Consider the following 15,841-nt stretch of genomic DNA (forward strand, 5'->3'; position numbering starts at 1 on the left):
GATCTCTCCGTTCTCATGTCAGCATTCCTCTTACATTATTCTCAGGGAAATGCAAATATCCTTTTTATAAGAAGGAAGAAAACCAATTTCCCATAAAAGTGCCAACATAGTTGCCGATTAAGTAGCCGAGCGTACCGACAAGCATGATCGGGGCGACAAGCTCCCGCCATCCCTTGGCAATTGCCATCGCAGCCGCAGTCGTCGGTCCCCCGACAGTAGCGTTGACGGCGAGCAGAATTTCTTCAAGCCGCACACGGAACAATTTTCCGGCAGCTAAGGAAACCGCTAAATTGCTGATCGCAATGATAAACACGAATAATAGAATAAGAGGCGCATTCGTGACGATTAAACGGAGATCTGCAGGAATGCCGATCACCACAAAAAACAAATAAATCAAAAAGGTTCCAAGCTCCTGAGATCCATTGAGCCTTTCAAAAAAACGCGGGAAAAGAAAAATGATAAGAACAGTTAAAGATGTAAGCATTAGGTACTGATCGCCAAGCGTACCGGTCAGCAGGGGATGAGAAAAAACGCTTTTAAAATAACCGGAAACCTTCATACTAACCGCAACAAGTGCGAAAGCGGCACCGGCATTAAAAGCGATATCCTTTAAGGAAATATCCTTCCGTTTCCAATAGCTTTCAGCACTGTTTCCGCTGTTTTCATCGGCTTTTACCTTCTCTTCAAACGGCATGGCATAATGCCGCTGAAACCATTTGAGTGCAGGAATGCTGATTAAAATAAAAAACAAAAGCGCCATCATAAAATTATCAGCCACAACGGTAGCCGACACATATTCACCAGGCGTCTCAAATTTTGCCGCCATCGCCGCAAAGTTGACCCCGCCGCCGATATAAGAGGCGCTGATCATCCCGCCGATTTTATCTAAGTAAGGAATATGCTGTTTAAGTAGAAAAAAAGCAAGAATGCTCCCAAGCACAGTGCCAGCGGAGCTAATCAGAAAAATAAACAGCAAACGCCTGCTTTCCTTAAAAATTTGCCGAACATTGATCTGAAACAGCAAAAGGGGAATCGCAAGCGGCACCACATAAGCCCACACAGTATCATACACAGGCGACTCAACAGGAAGCACTCCTACATTTGTAAACACCATAGCACCTGCAAGGGCGATAATAGCGCCCGACACAGCGGACGCCCACTTAAAGCGCTGCTCCAGCCCGATGCTCACTGCCGCCCACACCGCAATAAACCCCCATAATACCCATGCATCATCAGAAGAAATCAAAGAATGCAAAACCCCATCACCTCTATTGTTAGAAAATTAAGACATATTATAATAGCCGGGGAACGGAACAGCAAGTCCAAAAAAAGTTTTTCTAAAAAAGCAGTTGACGAATAGAAGGTAAGGTTATATAATAGAACTTGTCAGAAAGACAACAACATACCCAGCAACACATACATATCATGATTCCGTAGCTCAGCTGGGAGAGCGCTACCTTGACAGGGTAGAGGTCGCTGGTTCGAGCCCAGTCGGAATCATAGCTTAAACCCTTGCGTAGCAAGGGTTTTTTACTTTCCTTTAATAAAGCCGTTTTATCAAATTCGCGAGTTGTTGGCAAACTGTTGGCGAACTTGATTTTTTGGCTTCGAAATTCATTGACCGTATCTCTTTTTAGGGTCAAAATTGTTGAATAGTTCAGCTGTCTCATCAGCTAATTTTTTTGTTACATGGCCATATCTATCGAATGTAGTTCGATAGCTGGCGTGACCGACTCGTTCTTGAATCGCTCTATAATTTGCACCAGCTTCAATTAATAAAGTAACCATTGTATGACGCAACTCATGAAGTCGTATTTTTTTCAGCCCATACTTTTTAGTGAACTTGGACCATTTTGCAGTGGGGGTTGTGTAATAATAGGGCTTACCTTTCCCACTATGGAAAATGTATTGATGTTCTCCACCTTCCCAAGCATCACCTAATCTCAGTTTCTCTTTTTTCCACATTCTATAGTACTTCTCAAGCTCTTCCATGTACCAATCAGGCATCTTTACAAAGCGTTTGGATTTTTTTGATTTAGGATCTTTGATAAGTGGTTTCCCATCAATTGTTTTTGGAATTGAACGATTTACATAAAAACCTCCTGCATCCCAATCAACATCTAAATGCCATTCAAAGGCTAATCCTTCTGCTCTTCTTAGACCGCCAATCATTGCACCCAAAAAGTACAATCTCCACATTATATCAATCTGATAAAGAGCTTCAATGCATTCTTTAGCTGCTTCTGAATCATAAAATTGCATTTCTTTGGTTTCAACAGAAGGGGGATCTAAATCTTCGGTTGGATCTACTTTGATTAGTTTCCATTGCTTAACCGCAACTTTGAACATTGCCTTCAGAACTTTGAATATGTCGTATCTGGTTGAACTTGATAAACCTCCTGGTTTGCCGTCTTTTCGAATTCCGTCTTTTTCAAGTGAATACATAAAGTCAACAATATGCATTGTTTTGATCTGATCTAATCTCCTGAGACCGATCGCTGGAAGAATATAGTTTTTGATATGACTCTCATGCATTTCAGATGTTCTGTGGGCAAATTTCTTATATAAAATTCGTTCTTTATATTCGTTTGCAAAAGACTCGAAGGTTGTTTTTTCGGGCGATATATATTCACCAGACGTTACTTCCATTTCGAACATTAGGAGTTGCTGTGATAAATATTTTTCTCGCTTTCTAACGCTGTTTAGAATTTTAGGATCTTCAATTTTGATTGTTTTAGTCTTCCTATTGCGTTTGCCTTTTGAATCATAACCGTTCTCAACAACTAATAAAAATGATTTTTGACCTCTAGCCATCCAATGACCCATGATTAACACCCACCCCATTAAATAAAGTTTCTCTGAAAACTGTTTTCTTTTGTACATTTCAAGCCGTTTAGCTGCGAAAGGGTATGTGACGTTAAAGGTATCCCCAATTAACTTTATAGCCTCGGATTGCATGCGCGGCAACGAAATCTTTTCGAGCATGAATGTTGGTACACAAAAGTGATACATGAAACTATTGGCTTGATATTCTTGAAGCTCTCTAAACATTCTATTCATATTAAATTGGTTTCCGGCATGCTTCAGCACGTGGGCGAGTTCGTGAACGAAGTCTTGCCATTGCTCTTGTGGAGAAGCCCGAATATCCAAAACCATGCTGTAAAGACCATTGATACAAAACATGCTGCTATTAGCTTTCTCATAATGAATCCATATCTTAAAAGCAGCGGCAATGCGTTCAAGATCGATGTCTTCAGGATTGAGCATATTCAGTTTTGAATAAATATTTTTCACTTCTTCTTCTAGGAGCGATAACTGGATAGCCATAATAAAACACCACCAAAAGGGAATGTATGTTCTGTTTTTGTGTGAAAGAAAAGCCCAAGAAAAGGGCATACTTTGATTGCTTAACAATCTATTTAATTAGATCATTTAGAGCATCTTTATACGGTTGTTGTTCAACGCTTTTGTCGTTAAATCTAATTGTGAATGTCTCTTTTTGATAATCGAAGCTTTTAGACACTTCTTTTGCTTTTTTCTCGGAAGGCCACTGATAAATGCTAACAGCTTCGGTTGTGATTAGCTGCGAACAACCTAATGAAGAACATTGTTTATCAGTATTATCTCGATCTTCTGGTGTTTTTAAATTTGCATCCTTAAAAGCGGCTAAAACATCGTTAGCAGTGTATTTGCTATCTGTTTTAGTTTTATCTGAAGTATCAGAAGTGCCATTTTCAGAAGATGTTTCTTTTTTTGATGAATTATTTGAAGTATCTTCAGATCCGCACGCAGCAAGAGTGATACTGAGTGTTAAAGCACTAAAACCTAAAAGCCATTTTTTCAAAATAATTTCCCCTCTTTAATAATTATTGTTTTTATGTAATCGAGTGAACTCGTTTCTAAATAATTCTATATTTTTCCGGAAGAGAATGCTGTTCAAATCCAGATGAGAATCCGGATGAGAAGAAATGATATAACCTATGGTATATAAGGGTTTAACGTTATGGTTTTTTTTACCATCCAGAAGAGAATCCTGTTCGAATTCGGTTGGAAATTCTGATCTTATTAGTAAACAGAAATTAAACATAATAAACAAAGAGTTATTTAAGCGATTGATTAACCTTTTCGACCCTTTGCTTTTTCTTTCTCTTTCAGGTACTCGATAAAATCAATAGCTTGTCTACGTGCTTCTTCTGAAAAGTCAGATGCATCTTTAAATGCTATTTGTAAGTCTGGATCGCTGATGTTGTAAGAGTCCCCTGTTTCTTTGACACTTGAACCGCCTCTAGGATTACCTAAAAGGAAATCCAAAGTAACTTCAAAAAAATCAGCGATTTTTAAAAGTGTTTCGTAATCAGGTTGTCTTTTGCCTTGTTCATACATGCCGATCGTACTCTCAGCTAAACCTAATTTATTTCCTAATTCCTTTTGGGAGAGGTTTTTTTCTCGCCTCAATTTTTTTAGAGTCTCATTAAATTTCACAGTCATCACCTGTATTGATAATACCACACGAAACGTGTTTTTATAAAAAACACCACGAAAAGTGTTGACGCCACAAATCGCGTGGTTTAATATAATAATCAAGAACACCACAAAACGTGTAGGAGGTGACTTGATTGGACAAAAAACTCATTGGTCAAAGGCTTCTTAGTTTGAGAGCCGAAAAGTCCCGTAGTGAGGTAGCTAGAGCAGTTAAAATAAGCGTAAGCGCTTTGCAAATGTATGAAACTGGGCAGCGTATTCCCCGGGATGAAATAAAAATTAAATTGGCTGATTATTATCAAAAAACTGTTCAGCAAATTTTTTTTGATAAACAACACCACGAAATGCAGGGTAAAAAGATTACAGCATAGGAGGCATAGAAATGACTCGCAACACAATGACCGTCCAAGAAGCAGCTGAATATCTTGGTGTTCACCATGACACAATTTATGCAATGGTTCGTGAAAAGCAAATTCCTCACTTCCGAGTGCGCACACGTATTTTCTTCACCAAACACAATATAGATGCGTGGATTGAAGCTCAGGAACAAGCAAATATGAAGGAGGCTCTATAGAGTGAATCAACTCGTTTTTATTGAAGGCAACCAAGCCGTAACAGACAGCCTGACAGTGGCTGAGGTATTCGGAAAACGACACGCCGATGTAATAAAAAGCATTGAAACGCTTAATTGCTCTAAAGATTTTGCTGAACGAAATTTTTCGTTGAGTGAATATCAAGATTCAACAGGTCGATCATTGAAAAAATATTTGATTAAACGTGACGGACTCACATTTCTTGTTTTTGGTTACACGGGCGCCAAAGCAGCGCTATTCAAAGAAAAATACATTGCCGAATTTAATCGGATGGAAGCCGAATTGGAAAAAATGACTCAGCCGTCCTACATGATCGAAGATCCAGTCAGCCGGGCAAAGCGATGGATCAGCGAGCAAGAAGAACGGCAGCACCTTGAACAAACATTGAAAATTCAAGAACCATTAGTCAACTTTGCACAGAGTTGTATGGCATCAGAAAGATCAATGCTTGTTCGTGAATTGGCAAAGCTTGCTTGTAAAAACGGCATTGTTATCGGTGAGAAACGGCTCTTTCAGAAGCTGCGCGAATGGAAGATGATCATGGCCAACAAAAATGAGCCATACCAGGAATACGTCGAACGCGGTTACTTTGAAATCGCACAGGGGGTGCGAGATGTAAACGGGACGCCGAAGTCCTGGCTGACAATGCGCATCACTCCAAAGGGACAAGCCTTCATCATCAACAAGCTGAAACAGCAAGCAAGCTAGTTCCTTCATTACTTAAATTTTACCAATTAAAACTAAATATATCAGGGGGCGAACTTATGTCGAACAATCCATACAATATGGACAATTTACCAACCATACTCAAAACAGAGCGGAAGAGAGCGAGGCTGTCGCAGTACCAAATAGGAAAGATTATTGGTAACAGAGATCAATCGTATGTCTCTAATATCGAAAATGGCATTTTTCCTTTAACACCTGAGCTGTGTATCAAGTGGTTTGAAGCCTGCGAAGCCTATGAACACATCGATCTTGTACATTACCTGTTTAAGCTGCATCCGACAGCTTCGGCACCTATAGACCCTGCACTTAATGAAAGTGCGAGTAATGCAGTAATCAATATGGTTCATCAACTTGAAGAAGCATTGCAAGCTACAAAGCATCTAGCCCGATGGTTGGCAAATGACCGGCCAGGTAGAACTGGAGAACTACCGATGAATGATATCAAGCAAATTTTTGATCTGATACCAGCAAACAAAACACTCATTTACTCTTTAGTTCGGAACTATGGTTTGAAGATGCCTGAATTGGCTGACAGGTGGACGCGCAAAGCGTTAATGGATCAGGTTGCAATGTCAAAACAAGAAGAAAGGAAGGCAGTTTTAGTATGAAAACAAATCAGTTTTTGAAGTCAGATGTAGAGTCAGCTGCAAGAAAAATCAATTCAGCGGAAGAGCTTTCAATCATGTTGTTAGAGGCTTTGCGTGATGGAGATTACGAAGAGGCTACGAGTCTAGCTGGAAGTATCAAAGTTCTTTCTGAGGATATTAGCCGTATGAAAAATAAAGGGCGGTTGTATGAAACAGCTATGAAAATGCAACAGCGCGGCATCAATTTGGCAGTAATAAGTAGGTGTTTGGGATGAATATCAGAAAATTTGAGCTCGCGGCAAGCTTCTTGCGATATGCCCAAAAGGCGGCATATTCAGAGGAAGATATCAAAGGAGCTGTGAGCATTCTGCATAAGGAATTTTACTCTTTAGAAAATGCAATCGACAGTCTTACTGAACTTGCTAAAGCAAAAGAAGGAGCTGAGGAAAATGGAAGTCGAGAACCCAATGATCCTAAACAATTGGCACGACAAACTGACTGAGCCAGAAACACCAAAGGATTTTTTCGGGGATGAAGTAACGCCAGTTGATGATTATGTGATTGATTGCGGCACTTTGATTTTGAGAGAAAATCTTGATCGCTATTTAAAACAGCAGCTAGGTTTTAAATTTAAAAATGAGCAATAAAAAAGCCCACTTGGCAGAGTGGACTTAATTAAAGGCTATCTGAAAACTCATATATCAATATTCTACCAGATAGCCTCATGAAAATCAATGGAGGTTTTATACATGGCTAAAGCAGTTAAAGTGGCGTTCAGCGAGCGTGCGGAGGATCAACAACGTTTAAGACAGGTTGGCGGTTCAATTGTATTCGCCAAAAACGGTAAAGCGCAGTTTAGTTTCCCTTCAATGGATCACTACCGAGAATGGCAGCGGCTTGGTGCGGAAGAGTACAAAAGAAAGGTGGGGCTGATCTGATGCAAGCAGAGGTTTTCGCTTCGACAGCAGACATGAGTCGGGACGAATGGCTTCTTGAGCGACGGAAAGGCATCGGCGGTTCAGATGCTTCTGTAATTTTAGGCATAAACAAATGGCAAACACCGTTTGAATTATGGTTAGACAAAACAGGTCAAGTGCCTGTGAGTGAATCAGGAAGTGAGGCAGCCTACTTCGGCTCACTTCTTGAAGATATCGTTGCAAAAGAGTTTGAGATACGTAGCGGCAAAAAAGTAAGACGGAGAAAAGCAATGCTCAGGCATCCTAAGCACGATTTTATATTGGCAAACGTTGATCGAATGATTGTTGGCGAAAAAGCCATTTTGGAGTGCAAAACCACATCGGCATACAACCTGAAAGAGTGGGAAGATGACGAGATTCCTGACAGCTATATTGTTCAGGTCCAACACTATCTAGGAGTGCTGGGGCCTGAATATAAAAAAGCATATTTTGCTGTACTGATCGGCGGCAATAAATTCGTTTGGAAAGAGATTGAGCGCGATGACGAACTTATTGCAATGATCTTTCAGGCCGAAATTGAATTTTGGAATGAAAAGGTCTTGGGCGGAAAGGCTCCGGTTCTTGACGGTTCGAGTGCTGCAGAAGAATACCTCAAGCAACGTTATGCCGAAGCAGAAGGCGGCAAAGTCGTTGATCTCACATCTGATAATAAAACACGTATTCAGCAGTATTTACAGCTGAAAGAGCAGATCAACGAGCTGTCATTGCAGGCAAAGGAATTAGAAAACCAGATCAAACATGAAATGAAGGAAGCAGAATATGGATTCATCGGAAACTATCAAACTAGCTGGAAGTCAGTTTCAACTAATCGGATCGATAGCAAGAAATTGAAAGAGCAGTTTCCAGATGTATACGAGAAAGTCACAAAAGAAGTGCAATTCAGGCGCTTTGGAATTAAGGAGGTTAGCTGAATATGGCTACAAATCAAACGCTTAAAAACAGCATTCAGAAGAAACAAAACAGTGCCCCAGGACAACAGCAGGGAACAACGATGAAGGGCCTACTTTCTTCTCCAGCAGTCATGAATCGATTCGAAGAAGTTCTGGGAAAAAGAGCGTCTCAATTCACAGCGTCAATCTTAAGCCTATACAACAGTGAAAATACTCTTCAAAAGGCAGATCCTATGAGTGTAATTTCATCGGCTATGGTGGCGGCAACGCTTGATTTGCCAGTGGATAAGAACTTGGGTTATGCCTGGATCGTTCCGTATAAAGGCCGCGCGCAATTTCAGCTTGGTTACAAAGGATACATTCAGCTTGCTTTGCGGACGGGCCAATATAAATCTATCAATTGCATACCGGTTCATGAAGGAGAATTGCAAAAGTGGAATCCGTTGACCGAGGAAATTGATATTGATTTTGAAAAGCGGGAATCAGATTCGGTTATTGGTTACGCTGCTTATTTTGAGCTTTTAAATGGATTCCGAAAAACTGTCTATTGGACAAAGGCTCAAGTTGAGAAACACAAAAAGAAATTTAGTAAGTCGGACTTCGGCTGGGGCAAGGACTGGGATGCGATGGCACTCAAAACCGTTCTAAAATCCATGCTCAGCAAGTGGGGGATACTCTCCGTTGAAATGCAAAAGGCGGTCATTGAGGATAACGAGGAACGCGAGCGTATTGATATCACTGACCAAATGTCTGAGCCAGAAATCATTGATGCGGAACCAACCGAGGAAAAACCAAGCGCGCAGGATGCTGATCCTTTTGACGGCAAACCTGTAGACATCAGCGACGATGACCTCCCATTTGATTAAGGTTAGTATCCCCTTCTGTTATAAGTGGCTGGCAGAAGGGGCACCCAATCGCGCGCAGCTGTTCCGTGCTTATGTTGAAGGCTATCTCAGAACAAATGAACCTGGTTTACGTTTAGTCCGCATCAGCGGAATGACAGCACTGTGTGAAAGGAAGTAGGTGAGCGGCATGGATATGCACGGTTTGGGGTATGTGATCCTGCCCCGGCTACCCTTTAAGGATTCACGCGACGAGACGATTTACGATCATTTGTTTAAAAGGGCTGAATACAGGTCAGATCAACAATTAGAGCCCGGCCAAACAATTATCAAATTGGTGGATCTGGCTAAACGCTTTAACTGGTCAGCTGATCAAATCAAGTATTCATTAGATCGAATGGTTAAACAAGAATATTTGAAGCTGGACCGGCTACCACAAAAGCGCGGTTTTATCGTAACAGTTCTTCATTACGCTGAGTACATACAACTGGGTAATTACAACAAGAAAAAAGACTTGGCACCAGCACAAGAAGAGCAGCAGGAGGATGAGAAGAAAATGAAGAGTAACGTATTTGCATTTTTCGAGGATGAGGGATTTGGCCTTCTATCATCGTTCATGGCTGAGAAGCTTAATAGCTTGATAGACGATTATGGCGAAGATAAGGTGCTGGAGGCAATGAAAGAGGCAGTAACGCGGAACGCTCGCAACTTGGCCTACGTGCAGCGCATTCTCCAGTCAAACAAGAACAAAAGTAAGGAGTGGCAACATGGAAACACACAAAACGCAAAGTACGGACGCGGCAATGGCAGCAATACTGAAAAAGCTTCAGGAAAGGTCAGCCCAATTTTCGGCGGGGTCGGCCGAGTCAGAAGAAAAGGCTGAATATGAATGTCCGAAATGCAAAGATCAACTTGGCTACATCGAGAACAAGGACGGATATGAAGTTTGGGTCCGGTGCAACTGCATAGAACGCCGGCGCACCCGGAAACTGATGAACTCTAGTGACATAACTGCTGAATTTGAGAAGTTGAAGTTCAAGAATTTTATAACCAAAGGAAAGCCAGCTGTCGTGAAAGAAACTTACGATACTGCGGTGGAATACTACAAAGACTTTGACAGCATTCGGGGCACCCGGAGCAACAGCATTGCTTTACTGGGGCAGCCAGGCTCAGGGAAAACGCACCTGTTAACAGCTATTTCAAACAAGCTGATCAAATCAAAAAATGTCGCGGTTCAGTATTTCCCATACGTCGAAGGATTCAACGATCTGAAAGATGACTTTGACAAGCTGGAGGAGAAACTCAACCGCATGAAAGAGGTTGAAGTGCTGTTCATAGATGATCTATTCAAGCCTGTGTACACAAACACCAAAGAAGGACGGATTAAGAAACCACGGGCAACCGATTGGCAGGTGGAGCAGACATACTCGGTCATCAATTATCGATATCTGAATCATAAACCGGTTCTTATCTCAAGTGAATTAGACATCGAAGAGCTGGTGGATATTGACGAGGCGCTCGGCACCCGAATTTATGAAATGTGCGCGGACTATTGCGTGATCATCAAGGGTGACAGAATGCAATTAAATCATAGATTGGCAGGGTTGCGGAATGGATGAAAAAACGAACGTTAAAGGATCCAAAGGAATGTATTTGTTCGGGCCTGCTGAACAAAAGGGCGGCAAGGACCTCACACCGGCTATCCGGGTTCTTGAGGAAAAGATCAGACAAATGGAGCTGATGCACAGTGCTTAAAGCGGTGATCCTGCTGCCAGCCATCATACTGACGGCGCCAGCAAAAGAAAAGCAGATTCAGCAATGGGAAGAAAATGACGGGAGGTAAGGAGAATGAGGGAAATCAAGTTCCGGGCTTATCATACAGAGAAAAGAGACGGTCAAGAATTTCCGCGAATGATGGACTGGGATGAAATTCTCAATAATGACGAAGAGGAGTTAGCTTCTTATTTCAGAAACGAGTTTTCAAATGTATCACCTTTAATGCAATACACCGGATTAAAGGACAAGAACGGTCGGGATATTTATGAGGGGGATGTCGTAAAGTTTAAATCTGCCTATTGCGAAAACAAAATTATAAAAGCAGTGGTCAAGTTTAAAGATTCTCTTGGGTCGTTTGTATTCAATATGGGAGACGATCAAGGTTTTTGGAGAATGGACGCATCCATAAGAGAAATTGAAGTCATCGGTAACATTTATGAAGATCCTGAGCTTTTGGAGGCATCGCATGCCAGCAAATAAGTACGGCGCCAGAAAAACACAGGTAGACGGCATCACGTTCGATAGCCGGGCCGAAGCCAAATACTATGAGCAACTGAAATGGCTCAAGGTGAGCAAGCAGATCAAAGATTTTAAGCTGCAGCCACGGTTCCTGCTGCAAGAGGCATTCAAAAAGAACGGCAAAACTTTTCGGAAGATTGAATATATTGCAGATTTTGAGGTTCATAACTTGGACGGCAGCATCGAGATCATTGATATCAAGGGCGTGGAAACAAAGGAATTTGCCATCAAACGCAAGTTGTATGAGCGGCTTTATGATACGCCACTCAAGGTGCTGGCTCTGGATAAGTCACTCGGCTTCATCGAGTTGGACGAGCTGAAAAAACTCAAAAGAAAGGCGGGAAAGTCCACTGTTAAACGTGGTAATCGCAGACGATCGGCCGTTGTGGGTGCAGGAAGGAAATAAGCTCATGGCCTGTATGACACGTTGCTCTCAGTTTAAGGCATGCGCCAGCCGAATGGGTTCTGATTGCAAGAAGCTCGGCGGCACTGAAATTCCCAAAATCAATGGAGGAGGCAGATACCATGGAACACCAAAGCATCAATCCTTACAAGCCAGGACCGGTTGAAGAATGGAAGATGACGCCTGAACAGCTGGCCGAATACGTGAAAAAGCATCCGATCGTTTACCGGGAGGAACTGAAACCATCGCCAGCGTTCACGATGGCCGGATGGAAACCGGATCACTATTAAACACAAAAAAGCACCGAAGCGTATGCCCCGATGCATTGATATGAACTGGTACTTCTATCATAGCACAGGGGGCGCTAAGAATGTACAACCCAAGAGAAATTAATTTAAGCAAAGATACAACAATTGAACAGGCAATTGAGCCGGGTAAAATACAGATCATCGTTTTAGACGGGAGCCAGGGCACCGCACATGTCTTAGAAGCCCCGGAGCATGGTAAAACAATCATTCAAACGGCAAAAGGCAGCTTTGCTCGAGTTGATCACGAATTAGGTTTCAAAGTTAGATAATCAATTGAAAGGGGTTTTTATGATGGTGCCATTACAAGTTGAACTTCAACGTGTCGTCAAATCAACGAAAGATGAAGCGATGACCGTCAAACAGGCAGCAGAACTATTAAAAGTACCCGAACAATATATACCTGTTCTTGTAGCGAGAGCAGATGATTTAAAAATGATTGGTGATGAAACAATCATTGCCAAGCGCGATAAGACAAATGGCTGGCTCATTGGGGCGATGGTTGTAGTTCTATTCTTTGCAATTGCAGTTTTGCCGGGGATATAACAAAATATATTTTTTCTTTAGAACAAGTAATGGGTTCCTGCTTAGAATAGAAAAATTATAAATGGGTATTTGTTATATGGTGTGACGTGTAGTGGGAAAAATAAATCCAAAATAATATAGATGTGATGGAGATATTTGTTGTTAAGTTATTTTTAAATTGTATAAATCATACCTATTATAGATAAGAATGTAAAGATGATCCTAATACCGAATGACAAAAATGTTGGAAAGTGTGGTTTAAAATGTTAAAATTATTGTTGGGTGAACATAATATGAAAATTAACGAAATACATATTTCTAATTTTAAATCATTTAATAAGACTTCTTTTTATTTAAAAGATTTCAACATGATTTTGGGTGCAAATGGATCTGGTAAGTCTAATTTTTCTTTAGTTATAAAATTTTTAGGGGATATTGCTAAACATGGTCTAGAAAATGCTATTGCAATGCAAGGTGGAAAAGAGTTCCTTACAAACAGATTAATTGGCCCTAATAAACCTTTAGAATTAGAGTTGGTTGTTAAGCCTATGGCTGGAGAATTTCTAAAAGAAATAGATAATAAAACAACTTTAGTCTGCCAGGTAGATAAACTTAAATATAAAATCGTTATTAACTTTATTAATGATGACTATGAAGTTGAAGAAGAATTAAACCAAGACCTTAAGTATGTTCTAATAGATACAAAAATAGAAGGAAAATATGAGGAATTAGAAACAATCGGTACAGGAAGTTCAAGAATGCATTTGAAAAACGGTGCTATTTATAATCAAAAAGTAAATGCTCCAGATGATGTATTGGATAAGTACAACCTTAATGAAGGGCACTTTACAAGGGCATTTAACCTATACAATCAAAAGCCAGACGAAAAAAACTTCAATTTTATGATGCTGAAGAAACCAATTTTGTTTAATGGTGCACTTCACCGACTAGTTGAATTTCTAGAGAATTCATCAATATTTTATATTGATCCTAAGGAAGCTAAAAAAGCAGTACAAGTTATAGGGAAAACCAACTTAGAAGAGGATGGTAGCAACCTTCCTTTAGTCCTAAGTAAAATAATTAAAAATAAAAAGGATGGAAAAAAACTCACAAGCCTTATAAATCAGTTATTGCCTTTTATCAACCAAATAAAGATTGAGAAACAACCTGATAACTCATTATATTTTGAAGTGCAAGAAACTTATCAAGATGAGACGACTTCAAGTTTTCCTTCCTCTTTACTATCTGATGGTACAATTAATGTCACAGCTTTAGTAATTGCTTTGTTTTTTGAGAAGCAAGAAATATTATTTTTTGAAGAACCAGAAAGAAATATACATCCTCAACTTCTTTCTAGCCTTTTAAATATGATGAAAGATGTATCAAGTGATAAACAAATTATCTTGACTAGTCATAACCCTGAAATAGTAAAGTACTTAGACGCGGATAGTTTAATCTTTATAAAAAGAAACAATAAAGGATTTTCTAAAGCTATATATCCTCAAAAAAATGAGCTTTTTATGGAATTTTTAAATAACGGAATAGGTATAGAGGACATTTTTGTAAAAGACTTAATATTTGACGAGGACCAAGGTGAATGATATGGGCTATAAATCGCTTTTAATTTTTGTCGAAGGATATTACGATATGACTTTTTTTAAAAACATCATACAACCCTTACTCTATAAATATTATAATGAAATAAAAATTATCGAGTATTCAAAACCTAATGATTTATTTACAGATTCATATATCAAAAGTGCTAAAAAAACAGCCTATACTGATTATATATTTACTGTAGATTTAGATGAGTGTTCTTCTATTGAAGACAAAATAACTGAAGTTATAAAAAGATATAAAAATGTAGAAAAAGAAAAAGTCTACGTAGTAATTAAAGAAATAGAAGGTTGGTTTTTAGCGGGTCTAGAAACTGAAGATAAACTAAAATTAAACTTTAAACATAAGCATAATTGTAATGAAATCTTTAAGGAGACCTTTGATAGTGTGATTCCTCCTAAAACTAAGAAAACTACTTTTTTGATTGAACTAATTGAGAAGTTCAAATTAGAAGTTGCAAGAAAAAATTCTCATTCATTAAGATACCTATGTGAATCGTTAAAAATATAAATTGTCCAAGACGGAAAGCCTGCGGACACTGATCGCTGTACAGAGAAAACCTGTGCTTCGGTCGGTGCCCGTTTTTTTTTCGCAATTAACCAGATGTCTATCGCGATTACTAGCTATGAAAGGAGTGATTAGACATGAAATACTTCAAAAAGAAACCATCACAGAAGCAACAGGAGTGCTCAGTTCGTTTCTGGCAACAAATGATGAACACAAACACGCAAACACTCAGACGTGGCAAAGGCGGCGCTTATAAACGTAGAAAGTAAAAGGGGAGTTTCAGGATGAAATACGGATTCGCTTATAAAAATGGAAAGCTTGTAAATATCTTTTGCGGCAAAGAAGAGCTCTATAACGAATTGAAAACCTTCTTGGTCAAAACCTTCAGTATCAGCGTGAAAGAGGTATCGAGGCCTCAATATATCGCAGAGCAAAAAACAAACAACTGGAATGACACTTATTCTATTTAATTATCAGGAGGGAAAGCACTATGACAGATCAAATGATTGCATGGGAGATTGAGGAATGGATTCGTGATTATAAATTCATGCTGCGGGAGATTAAAAGGCTCAATCGTGTATTAAACAAAGTGGATTTTATTGACGGAAAGCTCACTGCAACATACGGGGATGAAGCGGGCATGCCAAGGGGATCAGCAGGCGTCAGTCAGGCAGAATTGCGACAGATGGACCGAAGAGAGAGACGACTCCACAAATATGAATCTATTGTGCATTACCTGGACAACGCTATGGAACACATTGAAGAAGAAAAGCACCGAATCGTTTATGATTGCATGATGGAAGGCATGAGTTATACAGCTATTGCAAACCACCTTGATTGCTCCCGGGATACCATCAGAAAGATCAAAACAGCCATAATCGGCAACATCGTCAATAAAGTCAAAGAAGCCAACTTTCTGCAATATTTGAACTCGCTTAAATCGGCAGTGTAAAATGGGAGGCAGGATCGGCGCGGCGGATTATTCCTGCGTCACCACTAATTTCATATAGTGATCTAAGAGCTCTATGCCCTTATTGGGTGTAGGGCTTTCGTTCGACAAATTTCGTAAATTGTTCCTTTGTTCCCCTGTTT

At 40.0% G+C, this 15,841-nt stretch carries 25 protein-coding genes, 1 tRNA gene and 2 pseudogenes; 23 read left to right on the forward strand and 5 right to left on the reverse strand.

The annotated features are described in order from the left end of the window. Window positions 1–64: 64 nt before the first annotated feature. Window positions 65–1,255: a DUF819 family protein gene (locus NSQ12_RS06385; protein WP_339176205.1), complete on the reverse strand. Its 1,191-nt coding sequence runs from the start codon at window positions 1,253–1,255 to the stop codon at window positions 65–67. 172 nt (window positions 1,256–1,427) lie between these two features. Here NSQ12_RS06385 and NSQ12_RS06390 point away from each other — a divergent pair. Continuing rightward, window positions 1,428–1,500 (forward strand) — tRNA-Val (locus tag NSQ12_RS06390). A gap of 114 nt (window positions 1,501–1,614) precedes the next feature. On the opposite strand, the gene NSQ12_RS06395 is transcribed toward NSQ12_RS06390, so the two are convergent. The 4 genes and pseudogenes from NSQ12_RS06395 to NSQ12_RS06410 all read right to left on the reverse strand — a co-directional run bounded on the left by NSQ12_RS06395 (window position 1,615) and on the right by NSQ12_RS06410 (window position 4,482). Further along, a complete protein-coding gene (locus NSQ12_RS06395) occupies window positions 1,615–2,883 on the reverse strand; it encodes a site-specific integrase (protein WP_339176664.1) in 1,269 nt (422 codons plus the stop codon). Then, window positions 2,860–3,327 (reverse strand): annotated as a pseudogene (locus tag NSQ12_RS06400) (ImmA/IrrE family metallo-endopeptidase); the annotation flags it as partial. The pseudogene NSQ12_RS06400 and the gene NSQ12_RS06395, both read right to left, overlap by 24 nt. Window positions 3,328–3,415: 88 nt before the next feature. Next, the gene (locus NSQ12_RS06405; RefSeq protein WP_326354545.1) at window positions 3,416–3,844 is read right to left on the reverse strand and encodes a hypothetical protein; all 429 of its coding nucleotides are present in this window, start codon (window positions 3,842–3,844) and stop codon (window positions 3,416–3,418) included. 272 nt (window positions 3,845–4,116) lie between these two features. Beyond that, window positions 4,117–4,482 carry a helix-turn-helix transcriptional regulator gene (locus NSQ12_RS06410; RefSeq protein WP_326373891.1) on the reverse strand — a complete coding sequence of 122 codons (366 nt, stop codon included), beginning with the start codon at window positions 4,480–4,482 and terminating at the stop codon, window positions 4,117–4,119. A 134-nt stretch (window positions 4,483–4,616) separates the two neighbouring features. On the opposite strand from NSQ12_RS06410, the gene NSQ12_RS06415 reads away from it, so the two are divergent. The 22 genes and pseudogenes from NSQ12_RS06415 to NSQ12_RS06520 all read left to right on the forward strand — a co-directional run bounded on the left by NSQ12_RS06415 (window position 4,617) and on the right by NSQ12_RS06520 (window position 15,701). Next, entirely contained in the window at window positions 4,617–4,853 is a 237-nt protein-coding gene (locus NSQ12_RS06415) for a helix-turn-helix transcriptional regulator (protein ID WP_339176211.1), read from the forward strand. An 11-nt stretch (window positions 4,854–4,864) separates the two neighbouring features. Continuing rightward, complete coding sequence (locus NSQ12_RS06420) at window positions 4,865–5,056, forward strand: helix-turn-helix domain-containing protein (protein ID WP_069703698.1); 192 nt, start codon at window positions 4,865–4,867, stop codon at window positions 5,054–5,056. A gap of 1 nt (window position 5,057) precedes the next feature. Continuing rightward, window positions 5,058–5,783, forward strand: a complete 726-nt coding sequence (locus NSQ12_RS06425) for a phage regulatory protein/antirepressor Ant (protein ID WP_139451250.1) — start codon at window positions 5,058–5,060, stop codon at window positions 5,781–5,783. Window positions 5,784–5,839: 56 nt separating this feature from the next. Continuing rightward, window positions 5,840–6,409: a helix-turn-helix transcriptional regulator gene (locus tag NSQ12_RS06430; RefSeq protein WP_326354543.1), complete on the forward strand. Its 570-nt coding sequence runs from the start codon at window positions 5,840–5,842 to the stop codon at window positions 6,407–6,409. Beyond that, window positions 6,406–6,663: a YqaH family protein gene (locus tag NSQ12_RS06435; RefSeq protein WP_339176215.1), complete on the forward strand. Its 258-nt coding sequence runs from the start codon at window positions 6,406–6,408 to the stop codon at window positions 6,661–6,663. The genes NSQ12_RS06430 and NSQ12_RS06435 overlap by 4 nt, the downstream gene beginning before the upstream one ends. A gap of 174 nt (window positions 6,664–6,837) precedes the next feature. After that, window positions 6,838–7,035, forward strand: a complete 198-nt coding sequence (locus NSQ12_RS06440; protein ID WP_326354541.1) for a hypothetical protein — start codon at window positions 6,838–6,840, stop codon at window positions 7,033–7,035. A 102-nt stretch (window positions 7,036–7,137) separates the two neighbouring features. Further along, complete coding sequence (locus NSQ12_RS06445; protein WP_032722312.1) at window positions 7,138–7,326, forward strand: hypothetical protein; 189 nt, start codon at window positions 7,138–7,140, stop codon at window positions 7,324–7,326. Further along, entirely contained in the window at window positions 7,326–8,276 is a 951-nt protein-coding gene (locus tag NSQ12_RS06450; protein ID WP_160245728.1) for a YqaJ viral recombinase family protein, read from the forward strand. The genes NSQ12_RS06445 and NSQ12_RS06450 overlap by 1 nt, the downstream gene beginning before the upstream one ends. 2 nt (window positions 8,277–8,278) lie before the next feature. After that, window positions 8,279–9,121: a recombinase RecT gene (locus tag NSQ12_RS06455; protein ID WP_339176218.1), complete on the forward strand. Its 843-nt coding sequence runs from the start codon at window positions 8,279–8,281 to the stop codon at window positions 9,119–9,121. 166 nt (window positions 9,122–9,287) lie between these two features. Next, window positions 9,288–9,980 (forward strand): DnaD domain protein, encoded by a 693-nt coding sequence (locus NSQ12_RS06460; protein WP_339176220.1) that lies wholly within the window; start codon window positions 9,288–9,290, stop codon window positions 9,978–9,980. Then, window positions 9,865–10,716: an ATP-binding protein gene (locus NSQ12_RS06465; RefSeq protein WP_339176222.1), complete on the forward strand. Its 852-nt coding sequence runs from the start codon at window positions 9,865–9,867 to the stop codon at window positions 10,714–10,716. Before NSQ12_RS06460 ends, NSQ12_RS06465 begins: the two co-directional genes overlap by 116 nt. Continuing rightward, a complete protein-coding gene (locus NSQ12_RS06470) occupies window positions 10,709–10,852 on the forward strand; it encodes a hypothetical protein (protein WP_339176224.1) in 144 nt (47 codons plus the stop codon). Before NSQ12_RS06465 ends, NSQ12_RS06470 begins: the two co-directional genes overlap by 8 nt. A gap of 93 nt (window positions 10,853–10,945) precedes the next feature. Beyond that, window positions 10,946–11,353: a YopX family protein gene (locus NSQ12_RS06475; RefSeq protein WP_144527300.1), complete on the forward strand. Its 408-nt coding sequence runs from the start codon at window positions 10,946–10,948 to the stop codon at window positions 11,351–11,353. Further along, window positions 11,340–11,798 (forward strand): DUF1064 domain-containing protein, encoded by a 459-nt coding sequence (locus tag NSQ12_RS06480; RefSeq protein WP_339176226.1) that lies wholly within the window; start codon window positions 11,340–11,342, stop codon window positions 11,796–11,798. The genes NSQ12_RS06475 and NSQ12_RS06480 overlap by 14 nt, the downstream gene beginning before the upstream one ends. 119 nt (window positions 11,799–11,917) lie before the next feature. Continuing rightward, on the forward strand, window positions 11,918–12,085 hold the full coding sequence (locus NSQ12_RS06485) for a hypothetical protein (protein ID WP_339176229.1): 168 nt from the start codon (window positions 11,918–11,920) through the stop codon (window positions 12,083–12,085). An 80-nt stretch (window positions 12,086–12,165) separates the two neighbouring features. Then, the gene (locus NSQ12_RS06490) at window positions 12,166–12,372 is read left to right on the forward strand and encodes an XtrA/YqaO family protein (protein WP_339176231.1); all 207 of its coding nucleotides are present in this window, start codon (window positions 12,166–12,168) and stop codon (window positions 12,370–12,372) included. A 22-nt stretch (window positions 12,373–12,394) separates the two neighbouring features. Continuing rightward, the gene (locus NSQ12_RS06495; RefSeq protein ID WP_339176233.1) at window positions 12,395–12,646 is read left to right on the forward strand and encodes a hypothetical protein; all 252 of its coding nucleotides are present in this window, start codon (window positions 12,395–12,397) and stop codon (window positions 12,644–12,646) included. A gap of 272 nt (window positions 12,647–12,918) precedes the next feature. Next, window positions 12,919–14,226, forward strand: a complete 1,308-nt coding sequence (locus NSQ12_RS06500; protein WP_339176235.1) for an AAA family ATPase — start codon at window positions 12,919–12,921, stop codon at window positions 14,224–14,226. Then, window positions 14,219–14,752, forward strand: coding sequence for a hypothetical protein (locus NSQ12_RS06505; RefSeq protein WP_339176237.1), 534 nt, complete (start codon window positions 14,219–14,221; stop codon window positions 14,750–14,752). The genes NSQ12_RS06500 and NSQ12_RS06505 overlap by 8 nt, the downstream gene beginning before the upstream one ends. Window positions 14,753–14,886: 134 nt before the next feature. Continuing rightward, the gene (locus NSQ12_RS06510) at window positions 14,887–15,018 is read left to right on the forward strand and encodes a hypothetical protein (protein ID WP_339176239.1); all 132 of its coding nucleotides are present in this window, start codon (window positions 14,887–14,889) and stop codon (window positions 15,016–15,018) included. A gap of 15 nt (window positions 15,019–15,033) precedes the next feature. Then, window positions 15,034–15,203: pseudogene (locus tag NSQ12_RS06515) on the forward strand (hypothetical protein). A gap of 36 nt (window positions 15,204–15,239) precedes the next feature. After that, on the forward strand, window positions 15,240–15,701 hold the full coding sequence (locus NSQ12_RS06520; protein WP_339176241.1) for a hypothetical protein: 462 nt from the start codon (window positions 15,240–15,242) through the stop codon (window positions 15,699–15,701). The last annotated feature ends 140 nt before the right edge of the window (window positions 15,702–15,841 follow it).

Origin of the sequence: Bacillus sp. PS95, from assembly GCF_037963565.1 — a bacterium.
Lineage (GTDB): Bacteria > Bacillota > Bacilli > Bacillales > Bacillaceae > Bacillus > Bacillus subtilis.

What these genes read in the sequence shown, in the direction of transcription:
- NSQ12_RS06395 (WP_339176664.1), bottom strand. Translation starts at nt 2,883, where the DNA reads ATGTACAAAAGAAAACAGTTTTCAGAGAAACTTTATTTAATGGGGTGG.
- NSQ12_RS06420 (WP_069703698.1), top strand. Translation starts at nt 4,865, where the DNA reads ATGACTCGCAACACAATGACCGTCCAAGAAGCAGCTGAATATCTTGGT.
- NSQ12_RS06430 (WP_326354543.1), top strand. Translation starts at nt 5,840, where the DNA reads ATGTCGAACAATCCATACAATATGGACAATTTACCAACCATACTCAAA.
- NSQ12_RS06435 (WP_339176215.1), top strand. Translation starts at nt 6,406, where the DNA reads ATGAAAACAAATCAGTTTTTGAAGTCAGATGTAGAGTCAGCTGCAAGA.
- NSQ12_RS06440 (WP_326354541.1), top strand. Translation starts at nt 6,838, where the DNA reads ATGGAAGTCGAGAACCCAATGATCCTAAACAATTGGCACGACAAACTG.
- NSQ12_RS06445 (WP_032722312.1), top strand. Translation starts at nt 7,138, where the DNA reads ATGGCTAAAGCAGTTAAAGTGGCGTTCAGCGAGCGTGCGGAGGATCAA.
- NSQ12_RS06450 (WP_160245728.1), top strand. Translation starts at nt 7,326, where the DNA reads ATGCAAGCAGAGGTTTTCGCTTCGACAGCAGACATGAGTCGGGACGAA.
- NSQ12_RS06455 (WP_339176218.1), top strand. Translation starts at nt 8,279, where the DNA reads ATGGCTACAAATCAAACGCTTAAAAACAGCATTCAGAAGAAACAAAAC.
- NSQ12_RS06460 (WP_339176220.1), top strand. Translation starts at nt 9,288, where the DNA reads ATGGATATGCACGGTTTGGGGTATGTGATCCTGCCCCGGCTACCCTTT.
- NSQ12_RS06465 (WP_339176222.1), top strand. Translation starts at nt 9,865, where the DNA reads ATGGAAACACACAAAACGCAAAGTACGGACGCGGCAATGGCAGCAATA.
- NSQ12_RS06470 (WP_339176224.1), top strand. Translation starts at nt 10,709, where the DNA reads ATGGATGAAAAAACGAACGTTAAAGGATCCAAAGGAATGTATTTGTTC.
- NSQ12_RS06475 (WP_144527300.1), top strand. Translation starts at nt 10,946, where the DNA reads ATGAGGGAAATCAAGTTCCGGGCTTATCATACAGAGAAAAGAGACGGT.
- NSQ12_RS06480 (WP_339176226.1), top strand. Translation starts at nt 11,340, where the DNA reads ATGCCAGCAAATAAGTACGGCGCCAGAAAAACACAGGTAGACGGCATC.
- NSQ12_RS06485 (WP_339176229.1), top strand. Translation starts at nt 11,918, where the DNA reads ATGGAACACCAAAGCATCAATCCTTACAAGCCAGGACCGGTTGAAGAA.
- NSQ12_RS06490 (WP_339176231.1), top strand. Translation starts at nt 12,166, where the DNA reads ATGTACAACCCAAGAGAAATTAATTTAAGCAAAGATACAACAATTGAA.
- NSQ12_RS06495 (WP_339176233.1), top strand. Translation starts at nt 12,395, where the DNA reads ATGGTGCCATTACAAGTTGAACTTCAACGTGTCGTCAAATCAACGAAA.
- NSQ12_RS06500 (WP_339176235.1), top strand. Translation starts at nt 12,919, where the DNA reads ATGAAAATTAACGAAATACATATTTCTAATTTTAAATCATTTAATAAG.
- NSQ12_RS06510 (WP_339176239.1), top strand. Translation starts at nt 14,887, where the DNA reads ATGAAATACTTCAAAAAGAAACCATCACAGAAGCAACAGGAGTGCTCA.
- NSQ12_RS06520 (WP_339176241.1), top strand. Translation starts at nt 15,240, where the DNA reads ATGACAGATCAAATGATTGCATGGGAGATTGAGGAATGGATTCGTGAT.